The sequence below is a fragment of the Promicromonospora sp. MEB111 genome, assembly GCF_030209445.1.
GTDB lineage: Bacteria > Actinomycetota > Actinomycetes > Actinomycetales > Cellulomonadaceae > Promicromonospora.
Map to the genome: position 1 here is coordinate 131,662 of NZ_JARVSD010000010.1, position 14,171 is coordinate 145,832.

12 protein-coding genes are annotated in these 14,171 nt (G+C 73.3%); 8 read left to right on the top strand and 4 right to left on the bottom strand.

Annotated features, from left to right (window positions below; translation table 11 throughout):
- Nucleotides 1-49 precede the first annotated feature (49 nt).
- The gene (dxs, locus tag QRN56_RS12405; protein WP_285103623.1) at nt 50-1,945 is read left to right on the top strand and encodes a 1-deoxy-D-xylulose-5-phosphate synthase; all 1,896 of its coding nucleotides are present in this window, start codon (nt 50-52) and stop codon (nt 1,943-1,945) included.
- Nucleotides 1,942-3,027: a carboxylate-amine ligase gene (locus QRN56_RS12410; RefSeq protein WP_285103624.1), complete on the top strand. Its 1,086-nt coding sequence runs from the start codon at nt 1,942-1,944 to the stop codon at nt 3,025-3,027. Before dxs ends, QRN56_RS12410 begins: the two co-directional genes overlap by 4 nt.
- Nucleotides 3,028-3,034: 7 nt before the next feature.
- Here the strand turns inward: QRN56_RS12410 and QRN56_RS12415 are convergent, their stop codons facing one another.
- Nucleotides 3,035-3,406, bottom strand: coding sequence for a helix-turn-helix domain-containing protein (locus tag QRN56_RS12415; protein ID WP_285103625.1), 372 nt, complete (start codon nt 3,404-3,406; stop codon nt 3,035-3,037).
- A gap of 413 nt (nt 3,407-3,819) precedes the next feature.
- Here QRN56_RS12415 and QRN56_RS12420 point away from each other — a divergent pair, with 413 nt between their 5' ends.
- Nucleotides 3,820-4,485: a GNAT family N-acetyltransferase gene (locus QRN56_RS12420; protein ID WP_285103626.1), complete on the top strand. Its 666-nt coding sequence runs from the start codon at nt 3,820-3,822 to the stop codon at nt 4,483-4,485.
- A 17-nt stretch (nt 4,486-4,502) separates the two neighbouring features.
- Here the strand turns inward: QRN56_RS12420 and QRN56_RS12425 are convergent, their stop codons facing one another.
- On the bottom strand, nt 4,503-5,069 hold the full coding sequence (locus QRN56_RS12425) for a hypothetical protein (protein WP_285103627.1): 567 nt from the start codon (nt 5,067-5,069) through the stop codon (nt 4,503-4,505).
- A gap of 179 nt (nt 5,070-5,248) precedes the next feature.
- On the bottom strand, nt 5,249-5,893 hold the full coding sequence (locus QRN56_RS12430) for an MSMEG_1061 family FMN-dependent PPOX-type flavoprotein (RefSeq protein ID WP_285103628.1): 645 nt from the start codon (nt 5,891-5,893) through the stop codon (nt 5,249-5,251).
- 64 nt (nt 5,894-5,957) lie between these two features.
- On the opposite strand from QRN56_RS12430, the gene QRN56_RS12435 reads away from it, so the two are divergent.
- From QRN56_RS12435 to QRN56_RS12455, 5 genes are all read left to right on the top strand, one after another.
- Nucleotides 5,958-8,177, top strand: coding sequence for a DEAD/DEAH box helicase (locus QRN56_RS12435; RefSeq protein WP_285103630.1), 2,220 nt, complete (start codon nt 5,958-5,960; stop codon nt 8,175-8,177).
- Between the two features lie 66 nt (nt 8,178-8,243).
- Nucleotides 8,244-10,772 carry a tetratricopeptide repeat protein gene (locus tag QRN56_RS12440; RefSeq protein ID WP_285103632.1) on the top strand — a complete coding sequence of 843 codons (2,529 nt, stop codon included), beginning with the start codon at nt 8,244-8,246 and terminating at the stop codon, nt 10,770-10,772.
- Nucleotides 10,773-10,909: 137 nt separating this feature from the next.
- Nucleotides 10,910-11,791, top strand: a complete 882-nt coding sequence (locus QRN56_RS12445) for a hypothetical protein (protein ID WP_285103633.1) — start codon at nt 10,910-10,912, stop codon at nt 11,789-11,791.
- 77 nt (nt 11,792-11,868) lie between these two features.
- Nucleotides 11,869-12,570 carry a phospholipase D-like domain-containing protein gene (locus tag QRN56_RS12450; RefSeq protein WP_285103634.1) on the top strand — a complete coding sequence of 234 codons (702 nt, stop codon included), beginning with the start codon at nt 11,869-11,871 and terminating at the stop codon, nt 12,568-12,570.
- Nucleotides 12,567-13,457, top strand: a complete 891-nt coding sequence (locus tag QRN56_RS12455; protein WP_285103636.1) for a hypothetical protein — start codon at nt 12,567-12,569, stop codon at nt 13,455-13,457. Before QRN56_RS12450 ends, QRN56_RS12455 begins: the two co-directional genes overlap by 4 nt.
- On the opposite strand, the gene QRN56_RS12460 is transcribed toward QRN56_RS12455, so the two are convergent.
- Nucleotides 13,405-14,169, bottom strand: coding sequence for a class I SAM-dependent methyltransferase (locus tag QRN56_RS12460; protein ID WP_285103638.1), 765 nt, complete (start codon nt 14,167-14,169; stop codon nt 13,405-13,407). The two genes, QRN56_RS12455 and QRN56_RS12460, sit on opposite strands and share 53 nt — an antisense overlap.
- Between the last annotated feature and the right edge of the window lie 2 nt (nt 14,170-14,171).

Genomic DNA, 14,171 nt, shown 5'->3' on the forward strand with positions numbered 1-14,171 from the left:
AGAGTAGGGCCCCGATTCGCCCCTCACCGGGCACGACGAAAGGACGCGCATGGGCTTGCTGAGCGACATCCGTTCGCCTGAGGACGTCCGGGCGATGACGCCCGGGCAGATGCCGGAGCTGGCCGAGGAGATCCGCCGGTTCCTGGTGGACAGCGTCTCGCGCACTGGCGGGCACCTCGGCCCCAACCTCGGTGTCGTCGAGCTGACCATCGCCCTGCACCGGGTCTTCGACTCGCCGCGCGACACCCTCGTGTTCGACACGGGCCACCAGTCCTACGTGCACAAGCTCCTGACGGGCCGCCACGACTTCTCCGACCTGCGCAAGCGCGGCGGCATGTCCGGCTACCCGAGCCGCGCGGAGTCCGAGCACGACGTCGTGGAGAACTCCCACGCCTCCACCGCCCTGTCCTGGGCCGACGGCATCGCCAAGGCCAACCAGGTGCGCGGCAAGGACGACCACGTCGTGGCCGTCATCGGCGACGGCGCCCTCACGGGCGGCATGGCCTGGGAGGCGCTGAACAACATCGCCGAGAGCCGGGACCGCAAGCTCGTCGTCGTCGTCAACGACAACGGCCGGTCCTACTCGCCGACCATCGGCGGGCTCGCCAACCACCTCGACACGCTGCGCACCACGCGCGGGTACGAGGCCTTCCTCAGCTGGGGCACCCGCGCCCTGCACCGTTCCGGCCCGCCCGGACGCTTCGCGTGGCGCTGGCTGCACGGCCTGAAGAAGGGCCTCAAGGACGTCGTCGCGCCGCAGGGCCTGTTCGAGGACCTGGGCATCAAGTACATCGGGCCCGTCGACGGCCACGACACCGAGGCGCTCGAGCGCGCGCTGGGCCGCGCCAAGGCGTACGGCCGCCCCGTGATCGTGCACGCGATCACCGAGAAGGGCCGCGGCTACAAGCCCGCCGAGGACGACATCGCCGACCGGTTCCACGCCGTCGGCGTCATCCACCCCGAGACCGGGCTGCCCGTCGCCGCCAGCCGGTTCGGCTGGACCAAGGTCTTCGCCGACGAGATCGTCAAGATCGGCCGCCGCCGGTCCGACGTCGTCGCGATCACCGCCGCCATGCTGCACCCCGTGGGGCTCGCCCCGTTCCAGGAGCAGTTCCCGGAGCGCACCTTCGACGTCGGCATCGCCGAGCAGCACGCCGCGACGTCGGCCGCGGGCATGGCCTTCGCCGGCCTGCACCCCGTCGTCGCCGTCTACGCCACGTTCCTGAACCGCGCGTTCGACCAGGTCCTGATGGACGTCGCCCTGCACAAGGCGGGCGTCACCTTCGTCCTGGACCGCGCCGGCATCACCGGCGACGACGGCGCCAGCCACAACGGCATGTGGGACATGGCCATGCTGCGCATCGTGCCCGGCCTGCGCCTGGCCGCCCCGCGCGACGAGACGACGCTGCGCGCCGCCCTCCGCGCCGCCGTCGACGTCGACGACGCGCCCACCGTGGTCCGCTACCCGAAGGGCGCGGTCGGCGAGGACATCCCCGCGGTCGAGGAGCTCGACGGCGTGGACGTCGTGGGCCGGTTCTCCCCGGACGCGAACCGCACGCAGGCCCCGGTGACCCGCAAGGTGCTCGTGGTCGGCGTGGGCTCCATGGCGGCCTGCGCCATGGAGACCGGCGCGGCGCTCGCGGCGCACGGCGTCGAGGCCACGGTGGCCTCCCCGACGTGGGTGCTGCCGGTCCCGGAGAACCTGGTCAAGCTCTGCGGCGAGCACGACCTCGTGGTCACGGTCGAGGACGGCGTGGTCGACGGCGGCGTGGGCGACATGCTGGCGCAGCGCGCGGGGGAGCAGGGCATCGGCACACCGCAGGTGCACATGGGCCTCCCGGTCCAGTTCCTCGACCACGCGAGCCGCGACCACATCGTCCGGGCGCAGCGCATGACGGCGGCCGACGCCACGCGGGACGCCCTCGCGGCGCTCGCGCTGCTGTGACGGTCACCAGGCGGACCGTCGGGGTCGAGGAAGAGCTCATGCTCGTCGGGCACGACGGGGCGCCGATCGCGCGCGCCCAGGACGTGCTCGGGTCGGCGGAGCCGGACGACGGCCCGCTGGAGCACGAGTTCATGGAGGAGCAGATCGAGACGGCCACGCCGCCGCGCTCGACGCTGGAGGACGTCGCCGTGGCGATCCGCGAGGGCCGTGCCGGTGCCCAGGCGGCCGCCGAGCGGCACGACGCGCGCATCGCGGCCCTCGGCACGTCGCCCTTGGCCTTCGCCGGGACCACGGTCGGCAAGCTCCGCTACCTCCAGGCGCGCGCCGAGTTCGGCCTGACCGCCCGCGAGCAGCTCACCAGCGGCTGTCACGTGCACGTCTCCGTGGCCGACGACGCCGAGGGCGTCGCCGTGCTCGACCGCATCGGCCCGTGGCTCGCGCCGCTGCTGGCGCTGTCGGCGAACTCGCCGTTCTGGATGGGCGACGACTCCGGGTACGCGAGCTTCCGCTCGCAGGTCTGGTCGCGCTGGCCCACGGCGGGCCCGACCCGGATCTTCGGGTCGCCGGAGGCGTACCACGCCGCCGTCGCAGGCCTCGTCGCGACGGGCACGATCCTCGACGAGGGGATGGTCTACTTCGACGCCCGCCTGTCGGCGCGGTACCCGACCGTCGAGATCCGGGTCGCCGACGTGTGCCTCTCCGCCGACACGGCGACGCTGCTGGCCGCCCTGGCCCGGGGCCTCGTGGAGACGGCGGCGCGGGCGGCGGACGCGCCGCCGCCCGAGGCTCCCGTCGAGGTGCTGCGCACCGCGCTGTGGCGGGCGGGCCGCTCCGGGCTGTCCGGCGACCTCGTGGACCCGCGGACCTGGCGGCCGGCCCCGGCGCACGACGTCGTGGGCGCGCTCGTGGACCACGTCCGCGACGCCCTGACGGACCTCGGGGACCTCGACACCGTGACCGAGCTGCTCGGCGGGCTCTGGGCCGGGGGCAACGGCGCGTCCCGCCAGCACGCCTGGGCGGCCCAGGCCGACGGCGACCTGGGCGCGGTGGCGCTGCACGCGGCGGACGCCACGCTGCGGTGAGCGGGGCTCAGCGGTAGTTCCCGGCCAGCTCCCGCACCGGCTTGCGCGGCTCGGTGACCAGCACGGCGACGTCGCAGCCGAAGAGCTGTGCCAGCACGCCGACCTGGTCGAGCGTCCAGGCGGTCCGGCCCCGGAACCGCTCGGAGACGGCGGCTCGCGACAGCCCGACCTCGGCGGCGATCTGCCGCTGGCTGAGGCCCCGCCGTGCGGCCTCGAACCGGACGGCCGCCGCGCACACCAGCGCCAGGCCGTCGAGGTACAGGGTCGGAGCGGGTCGCGGGACGACGACGGGGGCGTCGACGTCGTCGTCGAGGTCGGGATCGAGGGTGCCGTCGAAGAGCGGGTCGCGGTCGAGCGGGTCGTAGTTGGTGCGTGCCATGCGACCAGCCTGCCTCGCTGCGGTCGCTCCCGGAGCGTGTCCACAGGGGCTCCCGAATCGGAGGCCGCGCGAGAGCGCTCAGGGGTAACGCACACCCGCGTGAGGGGTGTCGGGCCGGCTGAACTACGTTCGTCTCGGCACCGAGGATTCCGGCCCAGGTGGATAGTTCGGCTGAGGTGGATTCCTCGGGGCTCCGGCGGCCGAAGTTCATCCCAGCCGACACCCCTCGTCCGGGTGCGGCTTGCCCCCACGACACGCCGTCGACGCCCGGCAAGTCGTCGCTGCTCACCCCGACACGCCGAGGGGCGCGATGCCCCGTCGGCCCCAGTGGTACGCGGTCGGTGCCCTCGCGGCCGGGATCGTGTCCCGATTTCAGGTTGCCCGCGCCCGGCGGGACCTGGAACGGTCGGGCGATGGATCTCGCCACCGCCTTCCCGCCGTTCGGGCTCCGGGTCACCAGCGGCGACCTCGAGCTGCGCCTGCCCGACGACGCCGAGCTCGTCCGCCTGGCCGACGTCGCCGTGGCGGGTGTCCATCCGCCGGAGCGGAGCCCGTTCCTCGTCCCGTGGAACCTCGGCGAGCCGGACGAGGTGCGCCGCGGCTTCCTGCAGTTCCACTGGGCGTCGCGCGGCAAGGTGTCCTCCGAGGCCTGGGGGTTCGAGCTCGGGGTGTTCCGCGACGGCGAGCCCGTCGGCGTGCAGGGCGTGGGCGCCAGGGCGTTCGCCGCGACCCGCTCCGCCGGTACCGGCTCGTGGCTCGGCCTGGCCCACCACGGCCAGGGCATCGGCAAGCGCATGCGGCTGATGGCTCTGCATCTGCTCTTCGAGGGGTTCGGCGCCGCCGTCGCCACGACCGAGGCGTTCGACGACAACCCGGAGTCCAACGGCGTGACCCGGTCGCTCGGCTACGCGCCGAACGGCGTCGCGCTGGTGGACCGGCAGGGCTCGCCGGCCACGGAGAACCGCTACCGGATGACCCGCGAGATGTGGGCGGCCCGACCGGACCTGCACCGGCCCGACGTCACGCTCGCGGGTGTGGCCGCCGTCCGCGCGATGCTCGGGATCGACGAGCAGGGGTAGGACGAGCCGGCGCTGACCTACTTCTTGGCGAGCGCCCACCAGATGATGCCGCCGATCAGCAGCAGGAAGCCCAGCCCGCCGATCAGGAGGCCGATCAGGAGGACGAGTCCGCCGCCACCGATCCCGGCGACGCTGTCCGCGTTGAACGGGCCGCTCACGGCGATGCTCACGTCGTCGGTCGCCACCTGCGGGTCGACGACGATGGCGTGCGTGCCCTCCTCGTCGGGGACCAGCACCCCGACGGGGTGCACCGTCCAGCCGTTGACCTCCAGGGAGCCGGACTGGTCCGGCCGGCTGATGCGCACCGGGCCGCTCGGTCCCTCGGCGCCCACCGACGAGGTGGGCAGACTGGCCGACGAGTCCCGTGAGACCTCGAGGACCAGGTAGGCGCCCCGCTCCTGGACGTCGAAGGGCAGGGGCGTGGTGGACGGCCCCAGGGCGAGCGCGTCGCTGCCGGCCGTACCCTCGCTGGTGACCAGGTCCGTGGGCACCAGCTCGACGATGCCCCGGGCCGCCCCCGCGAACCCCACGACGGCCACGATCATGCCCACCAGCAGGACGGCGATCGCACTGAACGTGAGCACCTTGGGGCCGGTCCTCCGCGGTCGTGGCGGGGGGTACGGCTGGCCCCCGCCTGGCGCGTGCTGCTGCGGGGTGGGGCCGGGAGCGGGCTGTTCCGGAGGAGGTGCGGACATGTTCGCATCGTCTCTCCGTGCCCCGGGGCTGCCAACCAGAGCCGCGAAGTTCACCCCGGCCCGGGCACTCAGCCGTAGATGGTCTCGGCGTAGCTCGGGCCGTAGTACGCGTCGAGCTCCTCGATGCTGGCGTCCTTGCGCTCCAGGGTCCGCGAGATGACCGCGCGCCGCGGCACGGACTCCTGCCCCCACGTCTCGGGGTCCCAGGTCCTCGAGCGCAGGAACGCCTTGGAGCAGTGGTGGAACACCTCGTCGATGTCCACCTCCAGCGCGAGCACCGGCACGTTGCGGCGCACCTGGAGCCCGGCGAGGTAGGGCGCGTCGCGCACGAGGCGGGCCCGGCCGTTCACGCGCAGCGTGTCCCCGCGGCCGGGGATCACGAAGATCAGGCCCACGTGCGGGTTGGCCAGCACGTTCAGGAAGCCGTCGGTGCGCCGGTTGCCGGGGCGCTCGGGGATCGCGATCGTGTGGTCGTCCAGGACCTGCACCAGCGACCCGGCCGGGTCGCCCTTGGGGGAGACGTCGAGGTTGCCCGCGGCGTCCGACGTCGCGACCAGGCACAGCGGCGCGGCCTGGAGCCACTGCCGGTCGAGCTCGTGCAGGGCCGGGCGGACCTTGCCCGCCGCGGCGCCCAGCGGCGGCGGGATGATCTCGCGGAGCTCCTCGACCGTCGTGACGGGCGTCCCGCCGAACTTGCTCTGCTCGTGGGTCATGCCCCCAACATAGCCCTCGTCGTAAATGGGGCATGTCAGACCATCCGGGTACGCTCGCAGCGCCATGACCGAGCAGACGACCCTCCCCAGCCCAGCACCAGCCCTCGCCGCCGGCCCGCCGCGGCCGTGGAAGGCGCGCGCCGCCCGCCGCGTCCTGGAGCAGGCCGGGTCCCTGCTCGACGACGCCCGGCTGCTCACCACCGCCGATCTCGGCCTGCGCGAGCGGGTGCGCGACGCGTACACGGCGACCCGTGAGGTGCGCGTCCACGCAGACCTGCGCACCGTGCCCGTCACGGCGCTGGAGGAGCGGCGCAAGAAGCTGCGCGTCGCCGTCCTGGAGAAGGCCGGCTTCAAGCACGTCACCCAGGTGCTCGTCGCGGGGACCGACCGGCTCGTCGAGGCCGGTATCGGCGCCGGCACCGCGAAGCTCGCCACGTCCGCCGCCCGCGAGCTCGCCGACGAGGTCGACGCCGACCTGCGCTTCCGCATCGACGTCGACCCCGACGACCCGTACGCCACCGTGCTCGTCCAGTCCCTGTTCGCGTTCGGCCTGGCCACCGATGCGAGGCACCGGCACCTCGACGAGGCGCGCCGTGTCGCCGACGTCGTGCCCGCGCACCTGGAACCCGCGCGGCTCGCCACCAGCGTCTGGCGCCGGCTCGTCGCGCCCGCAGACCGGAAGGCCGCCGCCCTCGCGGCGGTCTCGGCGCTCGCGGTGCAGGTCGACGCCGCGCGGCTGACCGACGACGCACGAGCGGTGCGCGCCGCCGTCGGGCAGCCGCCGGAGGGCGGCGAGGTGTGGGCCGACTTCGAGGCGCGGTCCGCCGAGTACTACGGGCTGTTGTCCCAGGTCGTGGACCTGGGCGACGACCACGAGGCCGCGGAGGGCGGCCTGCCCGCCGACGTCGTGCGGCGCGTCGAGGCGCAGCCCCTGGACCGGACCCTGCTGCGGGCCAACCTGCGCGGCTACCAGCAGTTCGGCGCGAGGTACGCGCTGGTGCAGCGGCGCACGATCCTCGGCGACGAGATGGGGCTGGGCAAGACCATGCAGTCGATCGCGGTGGCCGCGCACCTGATGGCCACCGGCGGTACGCACGTGCTGGTGGTCTGCCCGGCGAGCGTGGTGACCAACTGGAAGCGCGAGGTGGAGCAGCACTCCGACCTGCGGGCCGTGGTGCTGCACGGCTCCGACCGGGAGCGGGCGGCAGAGGGCTGGCTCACGGACGGCGGCGTCGGCGTCACGACCTTCGAGGTGCTCGGCCGCCTCGACCTGCCCTACGACCTGCGGCCCGCGCTCATGGTCGTGGACGAGGCGCACTACGTGAAGAACCCCGAGACGCTGCGCGGCCGCGAGGTGCGCCGGTGGGCCGACCGCTCCGACCGCGTCCTGTTCCTGTCCGGCACCCCGATGGAGAACAAGGTCGCCGAGTTCAAGAACATGGTGGGCTACCTGCAGCCGGAGGTGGCGGCCCAGCTCGACCCCAACGCCGGCCTGTCCGGGGCGAAGGCGTTCCGCCGGATCGTCGCGCCCGCCTACCTGCGCCGCAACCAGGAGGACGTGCTCACCGAGCTGCCCGAGATGGTGCAGGTCGAGGAGTGGGAGCAGTTCGGTCCGGTCGACGGCGCCGCCTACCGCGACGCCGTGCTCGCCGGGAACTTCATGAAGATGCGCCGCGCCGCGTTCGCCGTCTCCGCGGCCGACGACTCGGCCAAGCTGGTCCGCCTGCGCGAGCTCGTCACCGAGGCGGTCGAGGCCGGCCGCCGCGTCATCGTCTTCTCCTACTTCCTGTCGGTCCTGGAACAGGTCATGGACCTGCTCGGCGACCTCGCCGTCGGGCCGCTGACCGGGTCGGTGCCCGTGCCCGAGCGGCAGACCATGGTGGACGCGCTGTCCAAGCCCGGCGGGCCGTCGGTGCTGGTCAGCCAGATCACCGCCGGGGGAGTGGGGCTCAACGTGCAGGCCGCGAGCGTCGTCATCTTCTGCGAGCCGCAGGTCAAGCCCACCATCGAGGCGCAGGCCGTGGCGCGCGCCCACCGCATGGGCCAGACCCGCACCGTCCAGGTGCACCGGCTCCTGGTCGAGCAGTCCGTGGACCAGCGGATGATGGAGATCCTCGGGTCCAAGTCGGCGCTGTTCGAGGAGTTCGCCCGGCAGTCCGAGATCACCGACGCCGCCCCGTCCGCCGTCGACGTGGCCGCACCGGCGGACGCCGCGTCGTCCGAGGCCACGCTGTCGCGCACCATCCTCGCCGAGGAGCAGGAGCGGCTGCGCCGCACACCATGAGACGCCCCGTGCCCGCCCATTTCGGTGTGATAACCGCTTCGGGTGGGATTGGGGTTCACTGACGCTGTGTCCACGTTGTCGTCACGTCGCCGTACGGCGCTCGCGCACACGATGTCGCCCGGACGGCTGCTCGCGCCGGAACGACACGTCGTGCCGTTCGTCGGCCGGCGGGCCGAGCACGCCTCGCTCGTCGTGTGGTGCACCAGCCCCGAACCCGTGGGGGTCCGGCTGGTCACCGGCCCGGGTGGCGTGGGCAAGACCCGCCTCGCCCGCGAGCTCGCCCAGCACATGGCCCGCGCCGGCTGGACCTGCCTGAACGTGCCCGACGGCGCCGAGCCACGCGCCCTGGCCGCCGTCCCCGACGGCGCCCCGGCCCTGCTGCTGGTCGACGACGCCGACGCCCGCGGGCCGGCGCTGGCCGCCCTCCTGGCCCACGCCGCCCGGGGCCGCAACGGCGCCCTGCGCATCGTGCTGGTCGCACGGGACGCGGGCCCGTGGTTCGACCGGCTCGCGGCGACCGACCTGGCGGTCCGGGAGCTGCTGGAGGCCGGCCGGGCGCGGGAGGACCTCCCGGCCGCGGTGCTGCCCGGGCAGGTGGACGCGCGGGTCGTGGCGGCCTTCGTCGAGCCGTACGCGGACGCCCTCGGGCTGCCCGCCCCGCAGGTCTCGGTGGCCTCGGTCCCGGGCGGCGCCCGGATGCTCGACCTGCAGGCGGCCGCGCTGTGCGCCGTCCTGCGCGCGCAGGCGCGGGGGCCGCGGGACACGCTGCCCGTGGACGTCTCGGACGCTCTCGACGAGCTGTTGGAGCACGAGCGCTGGACCTGGTACCGCTCCGCCGAGGAGGCCGGGCTGCTGGGCGAGGCGGGCGTGCTGCCCGAGGCCGTGGACGGCCTCGTCGCCGCGGCCACCCTCACCGGCGTGCGGACGGCGGACGCCGCGGGACGCCTCGTGGGTCGTGTCGCCGCCGTCCTGCCGGGCGTGCGGCCCGGCGCGGAGCACGACGTCGGCCGGTGGCTGCTCGACCTGGACCCGCACCGGGCGCTGCCGCCCCGCCTGGTGGACCCCCACCTGCTGGCGGAGCTCACGGACGTGCCCGCGCTGCTCGGTGCGGGCCTGGCCGGAGCCGGCACCCCCGTGGTGCGCCGGGCGGCGCTGCGCACGGCCGCGATGGTCGTGGACCGCCTCGACGGGCGCTCCGGGGACCTGGACGCCGCCCTCGACCTGCTCGGCGCGGCCGTCGCGGCGCTCCCCGAGGACGCCGACACGCTCCGCACCGTCACGGGCCTGCTCCCGCGCCCGTCGCTCACGCTCGGCGAGCTGCGCGCCGAGATCACGCTGCGCACGCTCGCCGCCACCGGTCGCGACGACGTCGCCCGCCGCGCCGAGGCCCTGGCCGACGCCGGAGTCGCGCTCGGCGACGTGGGCCGGGCCGCCGACGCCGAACCCTTCGAGCGGGAGGCGGTGGGCCTGCTCCGCGGGCCGGCGGAGGCCGACCCGCACCGGTTCCGTCCTCGGCTGGCGGCCGTGCTCGCGCACCTGGGCGCCACCTGCGCGGCCCAGGGCCGCCCGGCCGACGCGCTGCCCTGCCTGGAGGAGGCCGGGTGCCTGCTCCGCCTGGTCGCCGCGGACCACCCGGACGCCGTCGCGTTCGACCTGGCCGCGGCGGAGACGGCCGCGGCGGCGACCCGCGCCGAGCTGGGGCAGCCGCTGGTCGCGCTCGGGCCGAGCCGCGAGGCGGTCGCGCTGTGGCGTGCCGTCGCCCGCCGGAGCCCTGAGCGGTGCGCCGCGCCCCTGGCCAGCTCCCTCTCGGACGTGGCGCGCCGGCTGCTGGAGCTGGGCCGGGGTGCGGAGGCGCTGGCCCCCGCCGAGGAGGCGCTGGGGCTCCGGCGCCGCCTGGCCGCGGCCGACCCGGACGAGCACCTGCCCGGCCTCGGCGACGCGCTGGAGGTGCTGGGGAACGTGCTGACGGCGCAGGGGCGGACCGAGGAGGTGCTGGAGCACCTCGTGGACGCCGTCGCGATCCGGCGGCGGACCGCCCAGGAGAACCCGGGGTGCTACCTGGCGGACCTCGTGCGCTCCCTCCAGGCGCTGGGCACCCGGCTGTCCGACGCGGGCAGGTGGGAGGAGGGGCGCGAGCTCCAGCAGGAGGCCGTCGAGGTGCTGCGGCGCCTCGCGGCCGAGGACCCGCGGCGGTACGTCCCCGAGCTGGCCGAGGCGCTGTCCGCCCTGGGCGTCACCCACTCCCGGCTGCACCGGTCGCAGGATGCGCTCGACGCGGAGCACGAGGCGACCAGGACGTGGCGCGGCCTGGCCGACGCCGACCCACACCGCTACCGCGCCCGGCTGGCCCAGTCGCTGAGCAACCTGGGCGCGCTCCTCGCCGTCCTCCGCCTCGGCGACGAGGCGGTCGAGCTCGTGCGCGAGGCCGTCGCCCTGCTGCGTGAGCTCCTGGCAGAGAACGCCGCGAAGTACCGCCCGCGCCTCGCCGAGGCGCTGCGGACGCTGGCGCTTGCGCTGCACGACCAGCAGCGGTTCGACGAGGCGCGGCGGGTGCGGGCGGAGGCGCTGGAGCTCGGGGGGCTGGTCGCGGCGTAGGGATGTGGCAAGGCTGTACCGGGGCTGCACCATACGAAACTGATGTTTCGTAAATATATAGACTTGACCAATCTGTGGCTTTAGCCTTGTGTCAAGGGGACCAGGTCGTTTGTGTGCGAGTCCTGGGGGTGGTCCACATGCAGAACTGGGCACGGGGAAGTCTGCTGGTCGTCGCGCTCGGCGCGATGTCGAACCTCGCTCTCACGTTCATTCCCGACGTGATGCCGCACCGCGTGACGGTCGCGATCGTCTGGTCCACGGCCGTGGCGACGGGGGTGATCGCGGTCGTCTACCTGTTCGAGCAGACCTTCGCCGCACGCCAGCGCGTGCAGCGGGAGGCCGAGCTGGAGCGGGCCAGGCTGGTCGCCGAGCTGCGCCAGTACCGCGGCATCGAGTGGGTCAGCGCGGACCGCGAGCACCGGAACGCGTCGCTCGACATCTGGCGGGCGGCACGCCGCCAGGTCGTCGTGTTCGGCTTCGGCATGACGAGCGTCGCGCGCGACCCCAACCTGATCTGGGCGATGGTCAACCGTGGCGTGGACGTCGACGTCATCAAGGTGGACCCGGAGTGGCTCGTAGGCCACCCGGCCATCGCCGCGACCATCGACGGCTACTACGACCGGGACGAGGCGTTCATCGGCCAGGTGCTCCAGGCGCACGACCGGCTGGAGGGGCTCGCCCGGCAGATCAACGAGGCGGGCCAGGGTCAGCTGAACATTCACACCTACCGGACCACCGTCCAGTACAGCGGCTCGATCCGGGACCCCGGCACGGCCGAGGCGTCCGGCTACGTGGAGTTCCACCTGTACCGCAAGTCCATCGAACGCCTCGGCATCGGGCTGAAGCAGTACGACGGCGAGGACGACCTGAACCCGCCGATCCTGCAGCACGTGCTGCACTCGCTCGAGCTCGCCGTGGGACATCCGGTGCCGGCCGAACGCAGACCGCCGGCGCTGGGACGCGGCGGTGAACACCTGGTCCTCGGTGACGACGACGTGTCGCCCGGGGCCGCGTCGTGAGGCGGCATGCCGGGTGGTCCTGGGGCGGCCTGGTCGTCGTCGCGCTCGGGCTGGCCTCGAACCTGGCCCTGGCGTTCGTGCCGGACGTCGTGCCCGACCAGGCGGCTCAGGTCGTCGTCTACTGCATGACGGCGGTGGTGGTCGTCGTGGCGCCCCTGTGGGTGTACCGCGAGGTCGTCGAGTCGTCGCGCCGCCTGGAGGAGGAACGGCGCCGGATGCGGGGCATCGAGGCGGTGGGTGGCGATCGGAGCCGGGAGGTCGACACCCGGCAGGTGTGGGGGTCCGCGCAGGAGCGAGTGCTCTGCTTCGGGTTCGGGCTGACGGAGATCTCCACGGACCGGGACCGCGTCGAGGCTGCGTTGGAGAGGGGCGTGCAGATCGACTTCGTCATGGTCGATCCGGCGTGGCTGCGTGAACGAGCCCAGCTTCGGGATCTGATGGATGTCTTCTACGACGAGGAGGAATTTGTCGCTCGCGCCGAGAGGGCGCACTCATCGCTCGTGAGGCTCGCAGAACATCACGACGGCAGCGCCGGCGAGGGGATGGTGCGGGTGCATACGTACCGGTCGTGGGTGCAGCACAGCGCGACGATCGCGGATCCTTGGTCCGAAGAGCCGAAGGGATACATCGAGTTCCACGTGTTCCGGCGGCGCCGGAGCTGGTTCAGGCTGGTCGCCTCGGGGTTCGAAGGGGCCGGCGGAGACCAGCCGTACATGTCGCACATCCTGCGAGAGGCGGATCGCCTGCTCGGATACCGGCTGGTTGAGGCGGGGGGATGAGGGCGGGAAGCGAGCGTTGGCCGGTCACCGGCCGGCGGACGCGTGAGACGGGCCGGACATGGACGGGTGGCGGGCTGCTGGTTGTCGTCCTCGGCGTATCCGCCAATCTGCTGCTGACCTTTGCGCCTGACGTCGTCCCGGCGTGGGTCGCGAGCGCGGTGGTCGTGTGCACGTCGGCGACTCTTGTCCTGGTGGCCGTTGCCGTGCTCGTCCAACGGCTCCGACAGGCTTCGGACGCCGAGGCGGCGGCCGCCCGCGCCGTGAGGGAGGCGGAAGCCAGGCGGCGAGAGCTGCGCGGTGTCGTGTCCGCGGGAAAGGAGCGCGTCCGAGGGGCCGAGTTCTCGGAAACCCTGCTCGGAGCTCGCGAGAGGCTGATCATTCACGGCGTGGGGATGACGCAGGTCTCGCGCGAGGTGGACCTGATCCGGACGGCGGCTCTGGGCGGGCTCGAGATTCACATCGTGATGGTCGACCCGCGGTGGTTGCGGAGGAGCTGGGGCATGGCAGGTGTCCTGGAGCGCTACTACGACAACCCGCACATAGTGGCGCAGGCCGAGAAGTCGCACCGGGACATCGGCGCCATGGCGCGGGAGGTCAATGCCGAGTGCGACGACGAGCGTGTGCGGGTGCACACGTATCGTGCGATCTCTCCGTTCGGCGCGACGATCGCCGAGCCGGGGACGCCGGAGGTGAACGGTCTGATCGAGTTCCACGTCACCGGCCGCTTGCCACGGCGTATCCGGTTCGGCGTCGCGTACTACCAGGATGATGCGCGAGACCGGTCGGTCGTGTCGCAGATCATCGACTCGATCTCCGATCTGAGCGGCTACGACTTCACCGCGGCCGGTCCGGTTCGTTCACGTGGCGGCGCCGAGCAAACACCGTGAGCCAGGGCTTGCCCCGCATGTCTGCGGTGAGCAGGTCGGTGATCACGAATGCGTCTCCTGCGGTATCCCGAACGAGACTGAGAAAGTCGTCCTTCGGATAGTGGCCGCGCCATCGTTCCACGGCGGTCCCGTTCATCCGGGTCTTGGCAAAGAAGTTCTCATCGCGGATGTCCTCGATCGTGGTCGAGAAGAGGGCCATGCCTCCCGTGGCAACAAGGCCCAGTGCTCGACGCACGACGTCTTCGTCCGCGGGCTTCGGAAAGAGATGGACGAAGGCATTGGCCACGACCAGCTCGAACTTCCGGTCGAGTGACGCTGCTTCACCGGCGGCATCGAAGAACTCGCCGCCGAGGAACTCGCCTTCCACGAACCTCGGCCGGGGGCCGCGCGGGCGCGGTGTGCTCCTTGCGCGTGCGAGATCGATCATGCGGGAGGAGAAATCGACGGCGGTCACGGTGTACCCACGCCTCGCCAGCAAGAACGCGTGGGCGCCGTCGGCGCAGCCGATGTCGAGGGCATGTCCCGCCGCGGCGGGTCTCAGGGGCGTACCTCGCCAGGGGTCCCGCAACCATTGCGCTGCGTGCCGCAGACGTTGGGCCGACGTCTCCTGGTAATGGTCGGCAAGTGCCTGGTACGCGTTGAGGTTTGCATCGAGCACGGAGGCGAGGTCTGGCCGGAGCGCGACGAATGCGCTCGTTGTCACGGCCGACATGC